Source organism: Paenibacillus sp. Y916 (genome assembly GCF_056786435.1).
On the sequence record NZ_JBXCJA010000002.1, the window covers coordinates 650,918 to 675,078 of the forward strand.

Consider the following 24,161-nt stretch of genomic DNA (forward strand, 5'->3'; position numbering starts at 1 on the left):
TAGCGAAGAGTTTCTTGATAATGGATATTATTTTACAAGATGCAAGCTAAATAGAGCCTATCTACTCGGAATACTCCGAATGGACAAACTCTATTTACTAACCGGTTCACAGCCTACTTACGTTTACTTGTTTAATACGGATCAGCTATATGACCTTTATCTTCTGCATCTTGAACGCCTTCTTTGGTTCGTATAGCTCCGAGGGGGCCTCCAAATTCTTGATCCTCGGATTTACTTGGCTTTATTCTATCTTTTAACCCTAAACCTTCCGCTACCCTACGTCCGTAATCCTCATCGCACTTAGTGAATAGATCAACCATCCCTTGTTGAATATGGGGGCGACTCGTTTTCAATGTATTCACAAGATTAAGAATCAGATCATCACGTTCCCAGTCTTCGAACTCCCGATATCTTTCACCTGCATACTTGTAATCGTTGGTACGCTCAATCACTTGTTGTACCAGATTTCCTTCTACACGAGGTGTATGTTCTTTCCCTGTTTTCTTCGCTTCCTGTAAGCCCCCTAGTGTAGATGGTTCGTAATTGATATGGGGATTCTGCCCCGGAGCGCTGTCTACTCGGTAAGCCATTTGCCCACCACTCTGATTCGTTGCAACTCGCTTCTTCGGAGCATTAACAGGTAACTGCAAATAATTCGGTCCTACACGGTATCTCTGGGTGTCCGAATAAGACAGCGTTCGTCCCTGCAGCATCTTATCATCTGAGAAATCAAGCCCATCCACAAGCACTCCAGTGCCAAATGCGACTTGTTCCACTTCCGCAAAATAATTGTCTGGATTTCGATTCAGAATCATCCGTCCTACTGGAAGAAAGGGATATCTGTCCGTCGGCCACAGCTTCGTATCATCGAGAGGATCGAAATCAAGTTCAGGATGTTCATCATCACTCATGATTTGGACACATAACTCCCATTCCGGATTATTCCCCGATTCAATGGCCTCATACAAATCTTGAGTTGCATGATTAAAATTCTTGCCCTGAATATCCTCCGCTTCTTTCTGGGTTAAGTTCTTGATTCCCTGCTTAGGTTCCCAATGATACTTAATCAGAACTGCTTCTCCCTCAGCATTCACCCATTTATATGTATTGACTCCTGAACCTTGCATTTCCCGATAGTTCGCTGGAATACCCCAAGGTGAGAATAAAAATGTGATCATCATTAACGCTTCAGGCGTATTCATAATAAAATCAAATATACGTTCCCCATCCTGAATATTCGTAACAGGGTCCGGCTTGAAAGCATGTATAAGATCTGGAAATTTGATGGCATCCCGTATAAAGAACACTTTCAAGTTGTTACCAACGAGATCCCAATTACCGTCCTCCGTATAAAATTTGACAGCAAATCCTCTCGGATCACGTAATGTCTCTGGGGAATGACTCCCATGAATAACAGAGGAGAAACGGACGAATACAGGCGTCTGCTTTCCCTTCTCTTGAAATAGTTTAGCTCGGGTATACTTTGCAATAGGTTCATCCCCAACACTTCCGTAGGACTCGAAGTATCCATGAGCACCTGCACCTCGTGCATGAACAACGCGTTCGGGAATTCGTTCCCGATCAAAATGCGTGATCTTCTCGATATAGTGATAATTTTCGAGAGTTGTAGGTCCCCGACTCCCCACCGTACGCATACTTTGGTTATTGTCGATTGGATGCCCCTGGCGATCTGTCAACGTCATATCTTCCTTGTCACTCACTTGGCATAACCTCCTTGATATGTCATAATTATCATGCGCATATTTTCAGTGAATTATGCAACGATGTGACAAGTAAAGAGTCAATATGTCAAATAATTTGAAAGATCGGTTCGTCTGAAATAAATTGAACAGGAATATTGGGGTATTTATCCTGAATCCTGTTGGCAAGATATTTCATACCTGCCCATTCACTCTCAGCATGCCCCACAACGATCAGAGCCTTTTCTTCATTCTGAAAGACAGCATCTCTAACATACTCTGGCGTTTCCCATTCTGGACCCTCTCCATAGATAATTAAATCAAGATTATACCTTTCGTACAATGGAATGGCCTGTTCACCGCCACCTCGATATCCAACCAATAAGCCGATACGTTTACATGGCATTCCGATATGACCGACAACTCGTACATGACTCATATTCAATTTATTCTTCACATGGTTTGCCACCTCTTGGACAGACATTTCAGAAATTTCAAGAATAGTCGCGTAAGGTAGTTCTTCTTGCACCAAATCATTCCAATCCAATTGATGTAGCAATCCTGCCATAATCCCATCCGGTTTAGATCGATGAATCAAATCATGACAACGATAAATAGCTATACCACTTTCTTCAATCACTCTTACCTTCTCTTGAATCACTGGATCCTCTTCTAACTGTTCTTTATTTCCAAAGTGGCTATAGAATAAGCCTTCGTGTGTAATTAACAAATTAACACCTAACGTTCTCGCCCTTTCAATCACAGACTGACTCGCTACAAATGTCGTTGCGATTCCTGTCACTCTTGCATTCGGTTCTCCGTAGTGAAGAAGATCGACGCCAGCTTCCATATGACCTGCAGATTCCTTCAAAGTTTGTATAACTTCCCCTATAGTAATGTTCATTTATATTCAGACCTCCGTTTCACTAATTAGTATATAAAATGATTCATTAGCCAGACAACCAATGGAGCGATCATTGAGCCGGCAATCGCACATACGGTCATCGCTACAGAGCTCATCGAGACGGACTCCTCACCGTATTCGAGCGCTTTCGCGGTACCGAGCGCATGGGAAGCCGTACCTAGACCGATCCCAATTCCAATAGCATCTTTTATTCTAAACATCTTCAAGATATAAGGTCCGCCAATAGCTCCCGTAAAACCGGCAATCATCACAAATACAGAGGTTAAGGAGTAATCTCCACCCAAGTTATCCGATATTTGAATCGCTACGGGTGTAGTAATAGATTTGGGCAATAACGAGAGAATATATAATTTAGAGAATCCCAAGATGATAGCTAAAAACATCCCACTGAACATCCCTACAAATAACCCCGTCAGTGTTCCTCCCAAGATAGCTGCTAGATTACGACGAAGCACATGGCGTTGCCTATATAAAGGATAAGCTAAAGAGACGACAGCCGGCCCGAGCAGTTGGTTAATCCATTGACCGCCGATCATATACGTTTCATAAGGAATCCGGAAAGACAATAGTAAAACAACGACAGCAACAGTAGCTGTTAATGCAGGCATGAGCACGGGAATATGAAACCGTCTATAGATCATAGACATAACGATGTAAATACTTACATTAGCCAGAACAATCACTACTGCAGTCATAAACATTATATTCCTTCTCCCTTCTCTCTCATATCGCTGGTATCATTTACACTCCTAGTACCTCGCCCTGCTAACCATTGACTGGCGTGGGCAGCAGCTCCAATCGTCAACACTGAACTTACAATGAGCACAAGGATCAACAACAATCCTCTTCCATTAAATATGTCCATATGATTCACAATCCCTGCAGTTGCTGGTATAAAAAACAGTGGAAGATATGATAATATCGTATTCGATCCTACTTCGATCCAAGTCACAGGGATCACCTTACACAATAATAAACTAAAGAGAAGCAACAAGCCTACAATACTTCCTGGAATCGGGAGATGAAGCAGACCCTGTATGTAGTCACCAGCCAAATAAAATAAATATAACAATCCGACCTGAGATATAATTCGAATGATTTTCATGATGCTTATAGTCCCTTCATTAATTCAACTTATTTTTTTAAAATGATCAACTCTAATAGACTAACAGAGTTTTCAGTTTTTTTTCAATCCATTTATGAAAATTCCAAGAATGTTTGATATAATCAACTCAATTCACATTTTATAAACTTAGATATAGACGAAGGGGACGTTCGAATTGTCAAAAATCATTAAAACTTTAACTATTGCCGGTAGTGACTCCAGCGGGGGCGCAGGCATTCAAGCGGATTTGAAAACTTTTGAGGAATATGGTACCTACGGTTTCAGCGCCTTAACTACTATTGTAACGATGGACCCAGACAACGGCTGGCATCATAATGTCTATCCAATTGATGCAGCACTCGTCGCTGAACAGTTGAAGACTGTCTTTGCTGGTGGTCCCGTCGATGCCATGAAAACCGGTATGCTCGGAAGTGTAGACATTGTGCGTGTTGTGGAGCAATCCATTAAGAATAATCGTCAGACCAATGTAGTCATTGATCCAGTCATGGTATGTAAAGGCGAAGATGAGGTGCTGAATCCCGAGAGCGCTAACGCTATCCGTGATCTACTTCTACCTTTAGCTACCGTAGCAACGCCCAATCTATTCGAAGCAGGCGTACTGTCTGGTCTAGGCAAGCTCTCTTCGATTGAAGATATGAAGGAGGCTGCCCGCCTTATTCACGGCCTTGGTGCAAGTAACGTTGTTGTCAAAGGTGGAAAAGCACTTGGGGGAGAATTAGCTATTGACGTCTTTTTCAACGGATCTGAATATACAGTCTTTGAAGCTGTCAAAATTGAGCCCGCAACGAATCATGGAGCTGGCTGCACCTTTGCCGCTGCGATTGCTGGTGGTTTAGCTAACGGTCTGTCGGTTAACGATGCTGTAGCGAAAGCCAAAGATTTCGTCTTAGCTGCCATTCGGAACGGTTTTGCATTTAATGAATATGTGGGTCCGGTCTTTCACGGTGGCTATCGTTTGGAGAAGGAATAACGTTTAAGGGTAAAATCTATACAGAGAATAAATGGCAGTCCAGAAGGTGATGATACGCCTCTGAACTGCCATTTTCGTTTCCAGACAACAACGTATCAACCTTCTTTGTACTTCCTATGTTTCCTTCTTCTATTTATACAATAAATGACGAACAATATCATAATTAGAAGGGTCGATCCTGCAACAATACAAATATTGTTTATGTTAGGAGCGTTAATCTCCACCCGAACAGGTTCAGATTCAGTCAATGAAATATTCCAGATTAATGTATTTCCCTCTATTTTATTAGCGTTATGATCACCAAAGAGGTCTATTGGTAACGTAAGCGAGAAATCAAAAGCAAGCTGATTAAGAATAAATTGACTCAGCTTTTCCGGTAACCCATAAGTACGAATGCCCTGTAATATTTCAGGTTCATATTCTGTTAAATTAAGCTGTGCAGAAATATTATATTTTGTATAGAAAAATTTATCCGTTTCTTTCACATCCACCTTAATCCCCTTGAAATCGCCTTGAATATCCTTCATCTCTTGAAATGAAGCATAAGATTTCAACAATTCATACTCCGTCTTGTCACCAGTTTGGTTTTTGTTAACTTGAATTCCCAAGTCATTCATCGAGGTCTCAAGTGCTTTATCCAACGACTTACCTATAAGCATATTGATACTAGCATCCATCTGTAGATTCACGCTGATATCTACACTTCCGTTCTTATGTAGCTCTACACCTACTGCCCCTTTAGCACAACCTGTTAGCATCATCACCATCAAGAGCAACAGAATGAATAGCATCTTATTCTTTGTCAATTTAATACCTCCAACTATACGTCAAAATGATCGGTGTTTAGAATATAAGTATACACAATTTCAATCCCAGACTGAAATGACATTCAGATAGACGAATAACGGAGCCTTCTCATATTGAGAAGGCTCCGTTCAGTTTATAGATAAAATTCAATTTAATTATATTTCCTCAGACTGAAACTGAAATGATTTGAAATTAAACTGACTACCCGGAAGGAAGACGAAAGTGACCGTCTGTAGACCTTTGACGTGCTCGATAACATATTCACGTTCGCAGTAGCCCTCAGAGAAACTGAATTCAACCAATTGTTTAACATCTCCCTGCTCACCGTTGAACAGTACATGGATTGTATTATGATCGATTGGTGAATGTCCCTCAATAACCAGCTTACAACTACCTGTTTCCCCAAAATCCATATCTTCAAAAATAAGCGATACGTTATTCCCAATATCTTCAATCGCATCTGGAGTAACAGTGAAGGAATCTCCATACAGCGTATTATTATCAAGTACGCTTAATCTTTCGAATCCTTTCAAGCGTTTCTTGAACTCGAAGCCCTTGAGGTGAATTTTATGGCGCAACACGAAATAGATCGATGTCACTCCCGTTAACGTTTTCGGTAAAGTATACGTTTCCGCCTGATATTCATTCCATATCGTTGGCTTGTGATAGGAAACGACTGTCAGCAATTCTGCTTGGGCTTCTCCCGGTATACCTTCCCAAATTTCGATAGAGAACTGTTCGCTATCCAAAGAAAAGATTGGGAGTGTAATTTCATTCGAGCCATATGGGCCAAAATCAATTCTCTCAAAACTAATCAGACTTTCGACATCCCTAGAAGTTGCCATTCCCCGATCATTACCATTCGTTAAATTATAGCTTGTATCACTATGATAAGCTGCTGATACGAATTCATAAGGATTAATAAAGGCATGACCCATATTTTGAATTTCCATTTCTATTAATGAATACATCTTAATTTTATCGGAGCCATTCTTTGTTGCACATCGAATATAGACTTTTCCATCTCCGAGAGCTGTTACCGTAGCTTCATGACCATTAGACTCGATTGTAGCAATGTTAGATTCTACACCTGCCACATTCGTAACTCTCCATTCAACCTCCTGATAGGTTGCATCACTTGGATAAAGATTTACACGAACCGGAAGTGTTGTTTGTTCTGGAGAGAACTGGGTGCCTTCAGGATAAACGATCTCCAGCTTGCGTACCGGAATTTCATCTGCTGCTTGTTGTTCTAGTTCGTGATTCGGCTGCGATACATCATGCATAGCTGAATAGCTGTATAATGCTAGCTCCTCTTCAGCTTCGCCAGCATACGAAGGCGCAACAGAAGACAAAGTAAGTTGACTTGTAGGAAGTCCCTTCGAACTTACTGACACCACAATTGTACCAGGCTCATTCGTACTGGCTATGATCGCGAGCAACTTACCGCTGAACATTCTTCGATTGTTTCCTTTGTAAGAGTCATAATCAGTGCTATCTCCATTATCCAAGCCTACTAGACGAGCAGGTCCATCAACCGTAAGATGTACACGATTATTAGCGTTGGCTACATGATTTCCATCCTCATCATTACTTGATATCTCAATGAAGATTAAGTCAGATCCGTCTGCTTGCATGACCGTGTGATCCGTCGTCTGTACGATGGTCGCTGCATCACCGAAAGAGCGCTGAATATCCGTCGCAATAACTTGACCATTCTCATCATATGCTACTGCTTTTAACGTGCCCTTCGTATAAGGCAATTGCCATTCTCCAATCAGCTTCTGACCATGTACATGATCAATGTCGAATACGCCTTGTGATTGTTCATTGAAGAATAGTTCAATCTTCGGAGCATTGGAACATACACGAATATCGATCATTTGCCCTTCAGAGAAATCCCAATAAGGGAAAATATGCACCATCGGTGCTTTCTTGTAATCTGTCCATTCCGCTTGATAGATATAGAAGGAATCTTTCTTAAATCCTGCTGTGTCTAATTGACCGAAATAAGAGTTTTTAGTAAAGTAAGGTGTTGGTTCACCGATATAATCAAAGCCAGTCCATATGAATTGGCCTAACGAGAACGTCGCATCGCGATCTGCGATAATACAATGTTCTGTACTTTTAGCTCCCCAGCTTGTTGAGCTGTTACCAAGGGATGAACATTGTTCGTCATCATCAGATAGAACGGACTGTGCAAGTGGGAAATGATAGATCCCCCTGCTCTGTACAGTAGAGGATGTTTCACTGCCGTAAATAAACCAATCTGGATGCTCTTCATGATGGCTTTCATAATATTTCTCCGCATAATTATAGCCAGCGAATTTCACGATATCCGCACATTTCTGAGCATTTATCCAAGGCATATAATTCGAGCCAATCGTCACGACAGCATTCTCTCTTGGGTCATGCAGTTGTACCGCAGCTAACAATTCTCTCGTTACCTCTTGTCCTCGTTCATCAGCATGTGTGTCGTATATTTCATTTCCAATACTCCACATTAACATGCTAGGATGATTTCGATCTCGGCGTACCCAGCTTGCAACGTCTTTCTCCCACCATTCTGAGTAGAATCGTGCATAATCAAATGGATTTTTAGGCCGTTCCCACATATCGAACGCTTCAGACACGATTAATAGTCCCAACTCATCTGCAAGCTCCATCAGTTCTACCGCCGGCATATTATGGGCGGTCCGGATCGCGTTAACTCCCATTTCTTGAAGAAGGGTCATTTGACGTTTCAAGGCAACTCTATTAATAGCTACGCCTAGGCTTCCTAAATCATGATGCTGACACACACCATATAGTTTGACATGACGTCCATTCAGAAAGAATCCCTTTTCTGTATCAAAAGCTATCGTCCGAAAGCCAAAGTTCAGTTGCTCATCATCGATGACCGTATCATCTATGATAAGTTCTGTTTGTAATGTGTATAAATTCGGATCGATAACATCCCATACCTTCGGATTACTGACAATTAGCGTGGACTTTATTTGTCTATCTTCCGCATGAAATTGAACCTCAGATTGCGTCACTACATTCTGTTTACCATCCACAATACTGTGTCTAAGCTTATAGGTTGATGAGGTGCTACGGGATGCATCGATCACAATCTCTGTATCCACTTCTACATTCCAATTCGACTCCTCTTTCATGGTAGTTACATAGATACCATGCGGAGAAATATGGGAAGTTGGATACGTCTTGAACCATACGGAACGATAGATTCCAGCTCCAGAATACCAACGGGAATTTGGTGCTTCATGGATAACATGAACATAGATTTCGTTCATTCCCTCTATTAGATAAGGGGTAATATCCATTTCAAAGCTAGAATAGCCACTCTTCCATGTTCCAACTTCATGACCATTTACGTACAACGTTGAGTCCATATATACGCCTTCAAAATAGAGGGTGTATAAGGTATTCGGACATATTTCTGTTTGTTCTATCGTCTTTTTATACCAGCCGTCCCCATCTTCATATAGATGATTCGAATCATAAATTAACCAATCATGTGGGAGCGTTACAGCAGCCCAATCACTGCATTGAGATACCGAATCGTAATTCGATCGTAGCGGCTGTTTCGAAAAAAGCCACTCGTTATTAATCTTCTGTTTCTTACTCATGTATTGTTATCTCCTTTGTCGATATGCTTGTTGTCCATCGATTATACTTACCAAGTTGAGTGATTACAAGGCATGTCATCACTTATTCACTTATGGGATAGTGTGCAATTTCTACTAAAACAGAGCCCCGCTCAGGTGAGCGAGGCTCTGTTTTAGTTTTTAGTTTTTAATTTTTCAACATCCATCTCTAATGCAACTATGCGATGACTTAAGAAGCGGACATCTCCACGAATATCATCTAGGTTATCAGCAATTATTTTCTCGATACGAACTGTATTTCCATGAGTATTATTCACATCCATACTCAACGCTTCAAATTTTGCATCTGTTTCTTCCTGGCGATCACGGATCGCACTAGTGATTTGATGGAGTTCTTGCTGTCCTGACTCCAGTGACTCTAATTTTTGTAGAATCAAATCTAATTTTTGTTCGCTCATATTTGAACCTCCAAATCACTTTTTGAAAACGAGTCATAAAGTCATCCGTAGATTGAAGTTCATCAACTTCAGCGACTGCAAGCCTAGTTACAGCTTCTGACCGCAATCCGGACAGAAATTAGCACCTTCGGTTTTCGCACCACAATTTGGGCAGAAGTTGGGCTTTTTATGGCCTTCCGGAGAAGAGGAAGCAGCAGAAGCAGACTGCTGGTTTCCAGCCGAAGACTGTTGGTTTTGATTTTGGTTTTGATTTTGATTTATATTTTTCATCATTTCATTAGCCACATTCATTCCCATCATCATACCCGCCATGTCCGAAGCAGCACCGCCGCCTTTTACTTTTCCGGAGGATATACCGTCCGTCATACTAACCTGTTGATACTTCTGCAGATTACCAATCATTTCGTGGGAAGCCGTTTTCGTAATCATGTCTTGAATTTCTTTAGGGTAATTAAAGCTCATCACTTGAAAGCCTGTAATTGTCATCCCGTTATCCATGATCTCCATATCCAAATCTTCGCGGATACCTTTGGCAATATCCGAAGCGTTCGCCTGCAGATTAAACATGTCTTTGCCTTCTCTGCTGATCCATTTCATTAATAACTGATCTAACACAGAAGTAATTCTAATTTTAATATCCTCGACAAGATAACTATTTTTAATTCCGGCAATCTTATCGATCAGCGTAACATAATCATTGACTTTGAAATTGAATGTGCCGTTAGCACGAATAGGCATACCGCCTGGAAGCTGTGGAGTCGGGATCAGAATCGGATTTTGCGTTCCCCATTTGACGGTGAATTCCTTCGTATTGACGAATAAGACTTCCACTCTCATCCCGCTGTTAAAGCCAAATTTAAACCCTTTCAACGTGGATAGGAATGGAATGATGTCCGAATCAATATTGAATTGCCCTTCATCCTCGAAAATCCCTTCGATCTTGCCGTTATTTACGAAGATGGCATCTTGCCCAGATCGGATAATTAATTTACTTCCTTTTTTAATTTCACGGTTGCTCCACTTCCAAAAAATCATATCATCTCTAAACTCTTCCCATTCCACAACGTTAGCAAATTGGTTTTTGAAAAACCCCATTATTATATCATCCCTTCTATTTAAAATGATCCTCTACTGCCGCTATGCGAATGACCACCTCGAGTCGTACCTCCGCCACCTGAACCGCCGCCATTGTTCTTTTCGATCTTCCGTTTCGTTGTCGTTGTTCGAAGGTATTGGTCCCGGCGATCCAGAATCCCTGAAGTGCTTGCATCCTCGTACGTATGCCGATTTACCGTCACACGACCACCAGAACGATAAGCCATCAGACCTACGATAAGCCCACCAAGTCCTAATGATACAGCCAATTGAAACCAACCATTAAATAGTATGTTATCCGGATCAACGTTTGAGTTCATATTTGAGGTCTCATTCGGGTAAATACTTGAGTTATTACCTGAGTTTATACCCGAGTTAGTGCCTGAGTTAACCGTTGGCTCAATTCCCATATATTCATATGCTGTTTGAATATACTTTTGAAATGCAAGTCCGTAATCGCCATTACTTAAATCCGGTGTAATTTTATCGCGGATCTTATCAAGCCTACTGTCATCCAGATAAACCTTAGCTTTATAAAATCCAGCGAAATAGATCTCTCTATTTCTCATATCCATAGTCAATATAACCGCATTACCATGAGGCTTATCATATCCTGGTGCCTGTTCATCATAGAAATCCTGTGTCATTTTCATTACATCAATATTGCCATCGTTGTTAGAAGTTAAAATGATAATATCCGTTTCTCTTTCGGCTCCGTATTCATTAGCCATCAGATTCAACTCATCATACTCTCCCTGATCTAGCAGACCCGCTTCATCATATATTAGCGTTTTTAATTCTGCTGCTGTAGCTGTCATCTCCATAGGAACCGCTAGGTACACAACGAAGAAGAACAGGATGGCAAGGATCGTTCTTTGCTTGTTCACCAGAACCCTCCCCCCATCATCAACGAAATTAGCTTCAGTGAAAGTAAGGTGGCACCAGAAATACTTGCAAACCATGCGGTCACTTTCACCTTGCTGATCGGAGGCTTCCCAACGATCTTACCCGTCTGGCCGTTCATAGCAAACGTATACTTTGACTTATTATAGTCATACTGTACCATCCAAACCGGAAGCAGGACATAATCCGCCTGTTTGACACGGGTATCAATTTGCTTATTCGTGAAGCTCATCGTTGTATATCCTGAAGTCGCAGACTGAATATAAGAATTAATGTATTCCTTAATCTTTTCTTTCGCACGCGGGTACAACTCTTTATCGTTATAACTATATTTTTCTGCGATATAGCCAGCAAGATATGGCGTTTTAAATTCTTTTAGTTTTCCGTAAGGAAATGGCTCTAATTTATCCATCAGTTCATCATTCATTTTCTCCGCGGCATCAATCGGTACCTTCACATAGTTGAGACGAATCTTTCGGTATACATCGAAATGCTGCGTTTCCGTAATCTGATAGTCTCCTTTTCTGTAGGTTCTCACCTTCGTGCCATGACCATGAACCTCCACCTTATTATGTAATTCATATAACCAGAAGGGCACATACAATCCGGTTATTCCTTCGACTCGATCCGCTGTCATAAAGTCATTTGGCGTCAGACGTCCATTCTTGCACCATTTCCGAAAAGCATTCATCGCTTCTTCCTTACTAATTGAAAAGGGGATGACCATCGCCGGAGCAAGCGTCCCCGTCAGCCGATCACCGATTACGACAGCTGAACCACAGAAGCTACAGACCGTTGCCGCCGTCTCGGCTTCAGTCATGATAACTGCTCCGCAGCTATTACAATGATACTCCATAACCTCATTCTCCGAAAAAACATGGGGACTGATTGGATCAGGAAGTTGCTCAATATTATCTTCTCTTCCGCAGCTTTGGCATGATAACATTCCTGTCTTACTATTAAAGACCATACCATTACCACAGTTTGGACATTTATATTCAATTACTGACATCTACTCACCTCTATCACAAATAAACTGTTATTCATTATCTTCTGGATTCGCATTCATACTCTTCTCTAATTGTGCGATCAGATCGTCCAAATCATCCTTCGGTTCTGCTCTAAGTTCAGTTAGAGCCATAGCTTCATCATATGCCAGATTAACCTTCTCTTCCATAGCATTGAGGATGGAACTGTTCGCACCTGCAGAAGAGCTGCTGGAATTCAATTTTTGCTGAGCTTTCGTGGCAGCTATTTTGCTCTTCAGATTGGCTCGTCGTTCTTCGAGCTGACCTACATCTGACACGATTTTGTCCTCCATTTGTTTCATACTTAGGGCGTTAGCCGCAGCTGAATCGTAGGTAGCTTGTAATTGATTGGCTTTCTCTACTTGCGTCTCCTTTCTCTCAAGGAACTTCCGAGCGCCCTCATCATCGCCAGCTTCCACAGCCTTCTCCGCATATTTCTGCAGCTTTCTAATCTCAGCTTGGCATTCATCGAGCGCTCTCTTCGCTCTTCGCTCATCCGATACCACCGAAGCTGTCTCCGCTTTGACCTTGCCCAGATCACTGTTCAAGCTCCGCATATAATCATCAATTATCTTCTCTGGATCTTCTGCCTTATCCAATAACGCGTTAATATTGCTTGCCATAATATCTTTAAATCTTGACAAGATTCCCATGATGACCCTCCTCATTAAGAATTCCATTACACATATAATACATCACTTTGAGACAAAAGGTTTCATTTCCTGAAAGGCATTTTAAAAAATGGATTGCGATTCATAATGAATTCCACCTTAGAATAATCGTTAATATCAGCGTTCAACTATTAGACTAGAATGATATAATACGTTTATGTACTGTTTAAAAAGGAGGTTTAATATAATGAGTCTACAATTTAATTTGTTTCCAGATGGAAGATCTAAAGCACTTACAATGAGTTATGATGATGGGCAAAAGCATGATATTCGATTAACCGAAATTTTTGATCAATACGGAATTAAAGGGACCTTTCATCTCAACAGCGCGAAGTTGAACACCCCAGGGTTTCTAACGAATGACGATGTACGAAGTATTGCACGTAATCATGAAATCTCGGCACATTCTGTAACCCATCCTCACTTGGACCGTCTTCCTTTGCCTATGGTTGTGGATGAACTATTAGAAGACCGTAAACAGTTGGAAAAGCTGGTAGACTACCCGATTCGAGGAATGTCTTATCCATTTGGTTCTTATTCGCAAACTATCATCCCCCCGCTGCAAGCAGTGGGCATCGAATACAGTCGAACCGTTTCTTCCACTAAACAATTTGATGTTCCGCTTGATTTCATGGAATGGCATCCGACCTGCCACCACAATGATGACATCAATAAGATCTGGGAGCGTTTTACTACACAAAGATCATCACAGAAACTTAGCCTATGCTATATTTGGGGACATAGCTACGAGTTTGAAGATCAGAACAACTGGGAACTAATGGAATACTTCTGTCAGAAAGCCGGTGGACATCCCGATGTATGGTATGCGACAAACATTGAAATTTTTGATTATGTCACCGCTTTGCGCAACCTAAAGTTTAGCGTCGACCTCTCGGTTATTGTCAATAATTCGGCAGCCGATGTATGGGTATCCATTAATGACGTACCAGTTCATATTAAAGGCGGCAGCACATATAATTCAAAGCTAAATTAGGTGCTCTTTCTACAATTACCTAAAAAACAAACAGTCCTGATGCAGAAACTCTTCATTGGGACTGTTTGTGTTAGTATATTCTATTATCTTTGTGATGAATCTTTAATAATTCGATTTTTCTATTTCCGCCAAAAAGTTGAACAGTCTGCCTTATCCAAAATATTAAACTTAATCATTTTCTCAAGTAATGAGAAATCAACCGGACTATCCCACTGGATACGTACCAACTGCTTGGTTTGATCATAGCCAGCCTGCACAATCTCATCAGAAAAATGATTAATCCCTGCACACTCAGGGGCAACAGCCAAATGATGTTTGGCTACGCTAAAGCCAACAATATATGTGCCGTGATCGGTAAACATAGGCTGATTCCACGCAATTTTCGGCTCTAAATTTGCAAAATTGTTAACTACCCAAGCCAAAACTTCTTCCGTTCTCTCCCGATGTTGTGGGTTATCAATCTGCGCTAAGTATTCTGCAAAAACCTCCATATCGTTCTCTCCTAAAAAAATATTTTTGATCGATGTCATGTTCCATTCAAATATGTCAGAACGACATGGCATCCATTACTTTTTCACTTCTTCTTCAGTTTCGACAAGTCGATATCTTCTTTAATCCTGTAACGAATACGTTAAATGGACAATACTGCTGCTGTTTTGATTTTCACTCCAATCGGTATACGCCAGTTCTCTGCTCGAAGGGCTCCAAGAGGTTGTTACACCTTCGATATCTACCGCGATCTGAGTAGGCTTATCGGTTAACAGATCGTAGAGATAAAGTCCGTTAACAGTTGTACCGTTCTCATTGGTTTTCAGGATATAGGCAATCATTCGCTGATTCGGCGACCATGAAACACCGCCCAACTCCGCACCTTCCGCGATGATTTTTTTATTTCCCCCGTCCGCATCGCAAAGGATTAACGTTTGTTTCGAGGCGTTATCTTGCAACACCAATATTTGATTTCCGTCCGGCGACGGGGATATATTATAAACATGATCAAGATTTAAACTTGACTTAGTCTTCGTTTTTACATCCAGAGATTGTAAAATTTGATCGGAATGGGTATTGTAATAGAACTTATCCTTCATTTTTTGGACCGTAAATATGGGGTCCTCTTCCCCATATAGCCCAGTCACTGCTGCGATCTCCCCAGATATACTTGCCGTAAAGGCAGCGCCGCTGTAGGAAGTCCCAATAACCGTTTCAGCATCGGTCCAATGGGCGTTAATTGCCCCTCCGATTGGATCGCCCATGATGCCGAATGAATCCAAAGTATCCAGATTCATCACGTGAAAGACGGGATCCCCTAATGAGTATTCGCTATATAACAGATGCTTCTTGTCGGACGATAAGACAGCGTCGCCCAGAAACACCTCTTTTTGTTCTTTTAACAAATCGTATTGTTTGGTATTCAGATGATACAGATACAGGCTTTTGGGATAGGAATCCGATAGCTCTTCGAGGCTCATTTTGTCCAAATCTTCGTTTTCTTTTGAAATAATGACCGTTTCTTCATCCAACCAATCGGAGATGGCTATATTCTCATAGTGATCAATTTTCCCCACGGAAACATCGGGCTCGACTGATTCTTTGCTGGAATCGTCAATAACTGTTGTGGTATTCTCTGGCCCTTGAATGGCAGGGCTATTAACGACCGGATCTGTATTGCAGGCAGTGAGAGTCATTAGTAACGCTGGAACAATTGCCATCATGATTATTTGGGTTTTCTTCATTTAGATCTCCTCCTCGAATGATGTTCACAATCAGGAATGCACAACACAAAACTAACTATCGCAAAAAATATTTTTATCATACTATTCCCCTGTTACATTAGTGACGTGAACTGGAAGCGGCTTGTTACCATTTTCCCACAATTCCCAAAAGATTAATGACTTCAAATCATCTTGGGGTCTTCTCTAAAGAATTAGAGACATAGTATTTCATCATTTAAGTTTTAGGTTAACTAGCTGTCTCTATTGTTTATTGAGCTAGATGAAGCCCTTCTTTCCACTCAGTTTCTAATTCGCGGCCAAACTTTCTGACTGCATCATCAACTACATTTATCGAAAAATCTTGTTGCGACCCAAAAAATCTAAGTCTATATATTTTTTCTTCTCTTAGCTTTTTCCAATCCAATTGGTAAAGATGTTTCTCAAAAGAGACATACATACCATTTAATATAAAATTGTTTAACATCTCCAATGGGAATTTTGAAGTTACCTCAATATAATTTTTTATAGTTAAATTTGTCCATCCAAAACACAATTCATAAATTTTATTATTTTCTCTATAATACTTGAAATTAAGTTGGCAACCTTCGTCTTCCCCTGGTATACATCTTAAAAAAGTGAATTCGACAAAAGTACCATTGTTCTTTTTGTCATGTAGTTTAGCCATCTTCTCAAACTCCTTTAACAACCTGAATTAAGAGAAATATATTGACAAGATATTAGCTGGTTTTATTTCAATTGCCTTTTCATTTCATTCAACAGTAATCTCTTCAATGCTAGTGACATCAGGATTGTAAAAGAAAATCTTATCACCCAGTATGTGAAGGTAAAATGTTTTGTGGTCGCTGAGCTTTTGGGTTGTCTTATCGACTAGGTTTATCCGAAATAATTTCTTAGTATATTCTGAGTGGTTGCTGTAATATAACCAATCTCCTTTCACGTTAATATTTTGAGCATCATGTTCCGAGATTTTCTTTAATGACTTTCCGTCTGTACCCATTGTGTAAAGCTGCCCATCATAGTTAAAGAATAATGACTGGTCTTTTACATCTACCCACATGATATAGCCGCCATCCAACAGTTTCTTTTTATTATTACCATCAATCTCCATAACGAATAATTTGTTGAAATTAATCGTATAGAAAATATTTCTACCTGTTATAGCGATACTCGATACACCATTCTTTTCAAGCAACTCATTTGATGTTCCGTCCACCTTCATGCGATATAGCGGTTTATGCATAGAAGTTCCTTCCGTGTAATATATCCAATCACCCATAACTGTTACCAAGTTGCTCCCAATTCCAAAGTCCTTTAGAAGCGTTCGATCTGCCCCGTCTAAATCTGATTTGAAAAGTTTATTGTCACTTGTATAATAAAGAATTTCGTTAACGATGTTAAGATACTGGACGAATTTTCCATCACTGACTTTTTGTCTTTGGGAGCCATCTGTATTTACTTTGTAAAGTTTGCCGCTGTCACGATGATTATTGTAATAAATCCATTCTTTATATTCCACATACAAGCCATCGTTGTTTAGGTTACCTATTGTGTTTCCACTGACGTCTAGTGATTGTTTTGAGTCGTCCGTTATAATCGTTACACGATGGTTTTCATAATTTACCGACGCACCTAACGCTTCGGAGAGAAAACGAAGGGGTACCAATATTCTCCCATTTATTAACTTTGGAGCAGCTATAAGCGAAAATTGTTCGTGATCTTTATAGACCGTTTTAGAACCCATGCTTAGCTTAACCGTAGTGGTTCCTTTCGATATGAATACATCGTTGTTCTTCCATGAGATTATTTTACCTCCTAATGAATCCACAATAGAACGGATCGGGACAAAAACCGTTCCTTGATCATTAATAGGTTCCACATCTAAATTTATTACATAATCATTTACACTAACGATTATCGATTGTTTATCTACCGAATTTGCAAAACTCGTTCCTGAGCTTAGTAAACAAAAGGACAAGAGAAGAACAAAAGCCCTCTTCTTCAATATAGACACCTCATTTTCTGTCAATTTTTGCAACTTAAAAAAACCCCTCTCAAAAAATGTTTTTAGAAGATTCTATATAGTAATCTAGACGCAACTTTAAACCCAAAGTTCGCATTAAAGGAAAAATATTATTACCCAGCACTGTTGACCTAAGCTGCCCTTCAGTTTAGTACCAGTAACTACCATTTCAATCAACTACCGTTCGCCGTTAGCTTGATGTTGATAATCTATGATCTGCATTATCAATCTTCGTTAATTTTTGTTGTAGATCTAGCGGGGTAACCCATTAAACAAAAGCCTACAGAACTATTGTTCTGTAGGCTCAACTATCAGTATTTTTATTAGAATTTATATGATCCATTTTTCGCAACATTGTAGAATTTTTCGCAGCTTTCGCGATCCATCACAAACGATCACCAAAGTAAATATTAAACCTCACCCTACGAGCACTTACTATATCCACAGTTACTACACGTCTTACATCCTTCGATGCTGATAAGTGCAGCTGAACCACAGCTTGGACATAGGTCACGAGATGTTTGCTTTATCCCCTGATGATGTTGACCAGAGCCAGCGTTCGCTGATTCTACTGCGCGCGCTACAGGTGCTGGATCATGATCATGATCATGTTCACTCCCTGCATCACTCTGTACATGAGATTCTAGTGCTTTCGCAACCGCGTCTGCGATGGATTCCACACGATTCGCACCGAAGCCAATAGCGCCTGAACCACCGATTCCTTTAAGATGCTTAATAAGGAGTTCCACTTTCTGCCCATGATCTCCATAGCGGAGGAACAAGGAACATACACGACCTAAAGCTTCTGCCATAGCGAATACGTCAGATCCTGCCTTACCAACATTCAGGAAGATTTCGCTAGGGATTCCATTGAGATCGTTGATTGTTATATATGCCATCCCAAATGGTGTATTCACCTTATATGTCGCTCCACGCAGAACTTGTGGACGTCTCTTATACTTCTTATCAACGACTTTCGTCTCTTGCGATTCAACGGACGCTTCAGACGTCAGACTTCCACTTAGTGATTCTAGAGCAGCATCTTCACCTGCAATATGATCCACTACTTGATTCTCTTCTTCCACTTCTTGTGCCACATTGTCCACAGATTCCTTCTTTTCCGTATTGAGAACTTGCGTGTCACGACTACCATCACGATAGATGGTTACGCCTTTGCAACCGAGATCGAATGCCAGCTCATAGAGCTCTGCCGTCTCTTCTACGGTAAAGTCGGAAGGACAGTTGGCTGTCTTCGAGATGGAGCTATCTACCCAGCGCTGAATCGCTGCTTGTACATAAATATGCTCTTTAGCCGACAGATCCATCGATGTGACGAAATAATCCGGCAATTCCTGACCAGGATGTGCTTCAATCCACTCCTGCGCGATCGGCACGAATTGCTCATCATAACCTAGACGACTTTGACGATAATATTTGAATGCGAAATATGGCTCAATCCCCGTTGAAGTCCCGACCATTGTACCCGTACTACCTGTCGGTGCTTGCGTAATGACTGTCACGTTACGCATACCTTTTTCTCTAATAGCTTGGCCAACTTCTGGGTAGACTTCCGTCATATTACGCATGAATCCACTTTGTAAGTATTTCTCAGCATCAAATGCTGTGAATGAACCTTTCTCTTCCGCAATATCTGCCGATGCCAAGTAAGATTCGCGAGCTATGAAACCAAATACTTTATCAAGGAATTCCAATGATTCTGGGCTACCGTAACGAATATTCAGTTTAATCATCAATTCTGCGAGCCCCATCGTACCTAGACCTACACGCCGCTCCTTCTTCTGGTTCTTCTCATTCTCTTCAAAATGGTAAGGTGTCTTGTTAATGACATTATCCAAGAAGCGCACCGAATAACGAGTTGTTGTTGCTAGTTCATCCCAATTCACATCATGCGTCTTCGCATCGTAGAACTTCGATAAATTAATCGCAGATAAATTACATACACCCCAAGCCGGCAAGCCTTGCTCACCACAAGGATTCGTACAAATAATCGGGTTAAAATACCAACTGTTAGACATATCATTATAACGTTCCATGAATACGACACCAGGTTCAGCGGATTTCCATGCCGCTTCCGTAATCGTATTCCAAATTTCACGTGCTTTCACCGTACGGTACGGGATCACTTTGCCTCCAGCTTGCTTCCACTTATCTAAATCGCCATCCCACGTTTCATCGTAACCAGGCATTGATGTGTCTGGGAATACTAATTCCCAATCTAGATCTTCTTTGACAGCCTTCATGAACCCATTGCTCACACAAACAGATAGGTTAGCATTCGTTACTTGACCCATCGTCTGCTTCACCGTAATGAAATCTAGTACATCCGGATGCCAATCGTTAATCATCAACATGAGCGCCCCACGTCGGCTACCACCCTGTTCAATTAGACCCGTCGTATAACTGAATAGACCTCCCCATGATACAGCACCACTTGATGAACCATTTACCCCTTTGACGATCGATCTATGCGGTCGAAGGGATGATAAGTTTATCCCCACACCTCCACCACGTGCCATAATCTCTGTCATCTCCGAAAGAGTGTTCATAATACCGCCACGGCTGTCTTTTGGTGAAGGGATAACATAACAGTTAAACAAGGTCAGTTCTTCACTCGCACCAGCTCCTGCCGCAATCCGTCCCCCAGGAACAAGCTTCCAATCATCCAACAGATAACGGAACTTCCCTTGCCATTCGGCTTGAAGCTCTGGTGTCTCCTCAACAGAGGACATCGCCTTCGCTAAGCGATCCCACATCTCTTCAGGTGTCTTCTCAATATTCAATGTAAGCTTCTCAACTTGAGACTCTACAAGTTCGCCACTGCGCGTTTTCACCGTTACCGATCTACCCTCGCGCTTAACAATTTCGCCTACTTCCTTCGTTGGGAATTTAGGGTCATCCTTCGTCAGGACTAGAACTACATCCCCTACCTTAGCGTTATTACTATCCGCATCTTTCCACGCGTATCTATCCAGAAATATTTTCTCACTTAAGCCCTCTAATCGGCTTGTATGCTGTAATTCGCTCAAAAAAACAACCTCCCATTAATGGTATTCATGTTTTGAAATCCGAGATTCCAAAACTATATTCCACAATATATTGTGCTCAGAATATTATACTACACTACATATTGTAATTCTATGCCGAATTGGTGAAATTTCAGCCAAGAAACCTATTCATTATTAGACAATCTTCATTTTCCTCTATCAACCTCTTTCTTTCATCATTAGTTATGAACTCCACTACTTCAGTGCATACTACACCTTACAGTGAATTCTATTCATTCAAAAGGGAGGGTAATCATGGATACGCCAAGCACTCATCCTCACATTATGACGACACAAGAGTTGCCCGTTCCACTCGTGATTGATAATCGTTGGCTTGAAGATTTAGAGAATCGTGTTGACAAAGGAGGACCTTGGGGCGACTGGCGATTGTTCCAATTAGCTGTACAGGGTGAAGAATCCCGTTTGGTTACAAGTTTTGATGAATTACAATGTCTCAAATACCTTCAAGGTCTAACCCCGCTTCCCCATCAAATAGATACGGCACGTAAAGTATTATTTAACATGTCTGGGAGAGCTATTCTGGCAGATGAAGTAGGGCTGGGTAAGACAATTGAGGCTGGACTTATTCTAAAAGAATATATCATTCGCGGGCTAGTCTCGAAAGTGCTTATTCTCGTACCGGCGTCATTGGTTCTTCAGTGGGTTCGTGAATTGAATAGTAAGTTTGGCATTCCAGCCGTCGCTCAGAAGAAAGCCTACTCTTGGAACTCAGATATCGTCGTAGCTTCTATGGATACAGCGAAGAGAGATCCTCACAAGGAAATTCTATTAGATCAAGAATATGACATGCTCATTATTGATGAAGCACATAAACTCAAAAATAAGAAGACATCGAACTACCAATTCATCCAAAAGCTCAGGAAGAAATATTGTCTGCTACTCACAGCAACTCCTGTTCAGAACGACCTTCGAGAGTTATTCAATCTGATCACACTGCTGAAGCCTGGTCAACTTGGGAAACAGGGTGAGTTCTCCACGAACTATGTTGTCGATAAGCGCATCGCTAAGAACGAAGGACTATTGAAAGACGAACTTTCTAAGGTCATGATTCGTAATCGTCGGGGCGAAGGTCCTACTATTTTCACCAAAAGAACGGTTCGTAATGTCAATCTTCAACTATCTCCTGACGAGCAAGCTTTATATGACGGTGTGACTTCTTATGTGAAAGATCAGTATGATGCAGCCGGAAGTAACCTCAGCAGTATGCTGTCTTTAGTAACCCTTCAACGCGAAGTTTGCAGTAGCCGTGATGCTGTATTCGTTACGTTAGTAAATCTAACTAAGAAAATGCCCGAGGACTCCCCTCTTCGCGCCAAAATATGGGATCTCGTCTATATGATCAAAGAAATCAAGTCCAACACCAAGGCCGAGAAAACGATGGAGCTTATCCGCGATATGAATGAAAAAGTGATCGTATTTACAGAATACCGTGCCACTCAAGAATATTTATTGCAGTATTTTCGTGCACATGGACTGAATTGCGTTCCTTATCGTGGAGGTATGAATCGTGGTAAGAAGGATTGGATGATGGATCTATTTCGTGGTCGAGCACAAGTGATGATTGCTACGGAAGCGGGTGGCGAAGGGATCAATCTACAATTTTGCCACCATATGATTAACTTCGATCTGCCATGGAACCCGATGCGTGTAGAGCAACGAATTGGGAGAATCCACCGATTAGGACAACAGAATGATGTGAAGATATTCAATTTATCTACGACAGGAACGATTGAAGAACATATTTTAAATTTGCTACATGAAAAAATTAATATGTTCGAAACAGTCATTGGTGGACTCGATGTCATCCTAGAGCGATTCGAGAAAAAGGAATCTCTAGAGAAAAGTCTCTATAAAATAGTATTGGAATCCCAATCGAATGAGGAGTTAAGACAAAAGGTTAGTTCACTCGGTCAAACATTAGATGAAGTAAAGCGGCAAGTTGAAGTTGAAGGCATAAGTGACCTAAGTGAATTAAGAGAGGAAGAGGCATGACATGAGTATGTCTTCTGATCAAGTACAACAACATATGATGACTTATTTAGAAGCGACCGACTGTCAAGTGATCGAGAAATCTCCATATCATATCACGGTGAAGTTATCGCCCCAAGCTGATAAGCAACTAACGAATCGTCCCTATTATTGGGGATTTGTTGAGCGTACTGGAGTAGATCCCGAAACTTTGTGCTACACCTTTGTCTTCGATTCCGAACGCTACACCGTACCCGATGTGAAGCCTGCTCCTATAATGAATAGTGAGGGGATTCCGCAAGACAGCATTCTGTCACGCTATTTCGATGTAACACCTACGGTGCCTCGCATGGGACCCGGTCGAATTCTACGTGAAGATGTGAACTATGGAAGCCAACGACTTCAGCAAATATGGGATGCTGCTAGACGGGAAGGCTCCTCTGTCTATTTATTTGAAGAACCAGGAAACTTACAACGTCGCGCACTATTCTCTGCCGCCTATGAACCTTGGTTAGCGGTCTGCTTCAAAGTAGAAATGACTTGTGATGTGAAAAAAGAACAACTCCATTTCATGGGGATCTCTTTGTTAAGTGGTGTCATAACCAAGGATTTCCGTCAACAATTAGCAGGTCGAAGCTTAAGCCCGAGAATTCCCGAGAATGTTCATATTAATCCTGCGGAACTGTCTTTAGGCAAGGCTGCCGAACAGTTACAATCCAATCTGATTGCTACACTCAACCAACTCGACTACCAATGGGCAGATCAAGCACAAGAACGGTTAAAGGAAGAGCTCGCGATTATTGATAGTTATTATGAACATATGATGAATGACCCCGATGAAGAGAAGAATAACCACATCCGTGAGCAATACGATGCAAGACGTAGTGAAATGGCCTGGCAATACGAGCCCAAAGTGAAACTGTCCGCCATAACTTGCGGTCTATTTCACCTCAGACCTATGCAGTAGAGATAGTATGACTTCCATCGCTAAAAGAGGGCAAAATAAGACCCTCTCTTTTCATTGGCCTCATGACAGTTTGCAACACCCTTTTTAAAGCCTGTCCTT

20 protein-coding genes are annotated in these 24,161 nt (G+C 41.2%); 4 read left to right on the forward strand and 16 right to left on the reverse strand.

Translation table 11 applies throughout. From position 1 onward, the window contains the following. Positions 1-131 precede the first annotated feature (131 nt). The 4 genes from AC1TO9_RS07360 to AC1TO9_RS07375 form a co-directional block, all read right to left on the reverse strand. Positions 132-1,703: a catalase gene (locus AC1TO9_RS07360; protein ID WP_482058838.1), complete on the reverse strand. Its 1,572-nt coding sequence runs from the start codon at positions 1,701-1,703 to the stop codon at positions 132-134. Between the two features lie 106 nt (positions 1,704-1,809). After that, the gene (locus tag AC1TO9_RS07365) at positions 1,810-2,604 is read right to left on the reverse strand and encodes a Nif3-like dinuclear metal center hexameric protein (protein ID WP_482058757.1); all 795 of its coding nucleotides are present in this window, start codon (positions 2,602-2,604) and stop codon (positions 1,810-1,812) included. Between the two features lie 26 nt (positions 2,605-2,630). Beyond that, positions 2,631-3,326 (reverse strand): LrgB family protein, encoded by a 696-nt coding sequence (locus AC1TO9_RS07370; protein ID WP_482058758.1) that lies wholly within the window; start codon positions 3,324-3,326, stop codon positions 2,631-2,633. After that, on the reverse strand, positions 3,326-3,730 hold the full coding sequence (locus tag AC1TO9_RS07375) for a CidA/LrgA family holin-like protein (RefSeq protein ID WP_482058759.1): 405 nt from the start codon (positions 3,728-3,730) through the stop codon (positions 3,326-3,328). Before AC1TO9_RS07375 ends, AC1TO9_RS07370 begins: the two co-directional genes overlap by 1 nt. Positions 3,731-3,905: 175 nt before the next feature. Between AC1TO9_RS07375 and thiD the strand changes: the two genes are divergently transcribed. Next, a complete protein-coding gene (gene thiD, locus AC1TO9_RS07380; protein ID WP_482054193.1) occupies positions 3,906-4,721 on the forward strand; it encodes a bifunctional hydroxymethylpyrimidine kinase/phosphomethylpyrimidine kinase in 816 nt (271 codons plus the stop codon). A gap of 95 nt (positions 4,722-4,816) precedes the next feature. Here the strand turns inward: thiD and AC1TO9_RS07385 are convergent, their stop codons facing one another. The 7 genes from AC1TO9_RS07385 to AC1TO9_RS07415 form a co-directional block, all read right to left on the reverse strand. Beyond that, positions 4,817-5,527 (reverse strand): hypothetical protein, encoded by a 711-nt coding sequence (locus AC1TO9_RS07385; RefSeq protein ID WP_482058760.1) that lies wholly within the window; start codon positions 5,525-5,527, stop codon positions 4,817-4,819. Positions 5,528-5,683: 156 nt separating this feature from the next. Next, positions 5,684-9,160 carry a glycoside hydrolase family 2 TIM barrel-domain containing protein gene (locus AC1TO9_RS07390; protein WP_482058761.1) on the reverse strand — a complete coding sequence of 1,159 codons (3,477 nt, stop codon included), beginning with the start codon at positions 9,158-9,160 and terminating at the stop codon, positions 5,684-5,686. 152 nt (positions 9,161-9,312) lie between these two features. Beyond that, on the reverse strand, positions 9,313-9,597 hold the full coding sequence (locus AC1TO9_RS07395; RefSeq protein WP_482058762.1) for a hypothetical protein: 285 nt from the start codon (positions 9,595-9,597) through the stop codon (positions 9,313-9,315). Positions 9,598-9,684: 87 nt separating this feature from the next. After that, positions 9,685-10,692, reverse strand: a complete 1,008-nt coding sequence (locus tag AC1TO9_RS07400) for an SPFH domain-containing protein (protein WP_482054197.1) — start codon at positions 10,690-10,692, stop codon at positions 9,685-9,687. 20 nt (positions 10,693-10,712) lie between these two features. After that, positions 10,713-11,579, reverse strand: coding sequence for a TPM domain-containing protein (locus AC1TO9_RS07405; RefSeq protein ID WP_482058763.1), 867 nt, complete (start codon positions 11,577-11,579; stop codon positions 10,713-10,715). Continuing rightward, positions 11,576-12,607 carry a TFIIB-type zinc ribbon-containing protein gene (locus AC1TO9_RS07410; RefSeq protein ID WP_482058764.1) on the reverse strand — a complete coding sequence of 344 codons (1,032 nt, stop codon included), beginning with the start codon at positions 12,605-12,607 and terminating at the stop codon, positions 11,576-11,578. Before AC1TO9_RS07410 ends, AC1TO9_RS07405 begins: the two co-directional genes overlap by 4 nt. A gap of 27 nt (positions 12,608-12,634) precedes the next feature. After that, complete coding sequence (locus AC1TO9_RS07415) at positions 12,635-13,276, reverse strand: PspA/IM30 family protein (protein WP_482058765.1); 642 nt, start codon at positions 13,274-13,276, stop codon at positions 12,635-12,637. Between the two features lie 205 nt (positions 13,277-13,481). Here AC1TO9_RS07415 and AC1TO9_RS07420 point away from each other — a divergent pair, with 205 nt between their 5' ends. Continuing rightward, the gene (locus AC1TO9_RS07420) at positions 13,482-14,288 is read left to right on the forward strand and encodes a polysaccharide deacetylase family protein (protein WP_482058766.1); all 807 of its coding nucleotides are present in this window, start codon (positions 13,482-13,484) and stop codon (positions 14,286-14,288) included. A gap of 119 nt (positions 14,289-14,407) precedes the next feature. Here the strand turns inward: AC1TO9_RS07420 and AC1TO9_RS07425 are convergent, their stop codons facing one another. The 5 genes from AC1TO9_RS07425 to AC1TO9_RS07445 form a co-directional block, all read right to left on the reverse strand. Next, positions 14,408-14,779, reverse strand: a complete 372-nt coding sequence (locus tag AC1TO9_RS07425) for an iron chaperone (protein ID WP_482058767.1) — start codon at positions 14,777-14,779, stop codon at positions 14,408-14,410. Between the two features lie 120 nt (positions 14,780-14,899). Further along, positions 14,900-16,021 (reverse strand): TolB family protein, encoded by a 1,122-nt coding sequence (locus AC1TO9_RS07430; protein ID WP_482058768.1) that lies wholly within the window; start codon positions 16,019-16,021, stop codon positions 14,900-14,902. A 247-nt stretch (positions 16,022-16,268) separates the two neighbouring features. Beyond that, entirely contained in the window at positions 16,269-16,685 is a 417-nt protein-coding gene (locus AC1TO9_RS07435; protein WP_482054204.1) for a hypothetical protein, read from the reverse strand. 84 nt (positions 16,686-16,769) lie between these two features. Beyond that, positions 16,770-18,056, reverse strand: a complete 1,287-nt coding sequence (locus tag AC1TO9_RS07440; protein ID WP_482054205.1) for a DUF5050 domain-containing protein — start codon at positions 18,054-18,056, stop codon at positions 16,770-16,772. A 407-nt stretch (positions 18,057-18,463) separates the two neighbouring features. After that, complete coding sequence (locus AC1TO9_RS07445; protein ID WP_482054206.1) at positions 18,464-21,088, reverse strand: adenosylcobalamin-dependent ribonucleoside-diphosphate reductase; 2,625 nt, start codon at positions 21,086-21,088, stop codon at positions 18,464-18,466. Positions 21,089-21,361: 273 nt separating this feature from the next. On the opposite strand from AC1TO9_RS07445, the gene AC1TO9_RS07450 reads away from it, so the two are divergent. Together AC1TO9_RS07450 and AC1TO9_RS07455 are read left to right on the forward strand one after the other, a co-directional pair. Continuing rightward, positions 21,362-23,119 carry a DEAD/DEAH box helicase gene (locus AC1TO9_RS07450; RefSeq protein ID WP_482058769.1) on the forward strand — a complete coding sequence of 586 codons (1,758 nt, stop codon included), beginning with the start codon at positions 21,362-21,364 and terminating at the stop codon, positions 23,117-23,119. 1 nt (position 23,120) lies between these two features. Continuing rightward, on the forward strand, positions 23,121-24,062 hold the full coding sequence (locus AC1TO9_RS07455; protein WP_482058770.1) for a YqhG family protein: 942 nt from the start codon (positions 23,121-23,123) through the stop codon (positions 24,060-24,062). Positions 24,063-24,161 lie beyond the last annotated feature (99 nt).

Coding starts and splice junctions, on each gene's coding strand:
- AC1TO9_RS07360 (WP_482058838.1), bottom strand. CDS start 1,703: ATGACGTTGACAGATCGCCAGGGGCATCCAATCGACAATAACCAAAGT.
- AC1TO9_RS07365 (WP_482058757.1), bottom strand. CDS start 2,604: ATGAACATTACTATAGGGGAAGTTATACAAACTTTGAAGGAATCTGCA.
- AC1TO9_RS07370 (WP_482058758.1), bottom strand. CDS start 3,326: ATGTTTATGACTGCAGTAGTGATTGTTCTGGCTAATGTAAGTATTTAC.
- AC1TO9_RS07375 (WP_482058759.1), bottom strand. CDS start 3,730: ATGAAAATCATTCGAATTATATCTCAGGTCGGATTGTTATATTTATTT.
- AC1TO9_RS07390 (WP_482058761.1), bottom strand. CDS start 9,160: ATGAGTAAGAAACAGAAGATTAATAACGAGTGGCTTTTTTCGAAACAG.
- AC1TO9_RS07395 (WP_482058762.1), bottom strand. CDS start 9,597: ATGAGCGAACAAAAATTAGATTTGATTCTACAAAAATTAGAGTCACTG.
- AC1TO9_RS07400 (WP_482054197.1), bottom strand. CDS start 10,692: ATGGGGTTTTTCAAAAACCAATTTGCTAACGTTGTGGAATGGGAAGAG.
- AC1TO9_RS07410 (WP_482058764.1), bottom strand. CDS start 12,607: ATGTCAGTAATTGAATATAAATGTCCAAACTGTGGTAATGGTATGGTC.
- AC1TO9_RS07415 (WP_482058765.1), bottom strand. CDS start 13,276: ATGGGAATCTTGTCAAGATTTAAAGATATTATGGCAAGCAATATTAAC.
- AC1TO9_RS07420 (WP_482058766.1), top strand. CDS start 13,482: ATGAGTCTACAATTTAATTTGTTTCCAGATGGAAGATCTAAAGCACTT.
- AC1TO9_RS07425 (WP_482058767.1), bottom strand. CDS start 14,779: ATGGAGGTTTTTGCAGAATACTTAGCGCAGATTGATAACCCACAACAT.
- AC1TO9_RS07430 (WP_482058768.1), bottom strand. CDS start 16,021: ATGAAGAAAACCCAAATAATCATGATGGCAATTGTTCCAGCGTTACTA.
- AC1TO9_RS07435 (WP_482054204.1), bottom strand. CDS start 16,685: ATGGCTAAACTACATGACAAAAAGAACAATGGTACTTTTGTCGAATTC.
- AC1TO9_RS07450 (WP_482058769.1), top strand. CDS start 21,362: ATGGATACGCCAAGCACTCATCCTCACATTATGACGACACAAGAGTTG.
- AC1TO9_RS07455 (WP_482058770.1), top strand. CDS start 23,121: ATGAGTATGTCTTCTGATCAAGTACAACAACATATGATGACTTATTTA.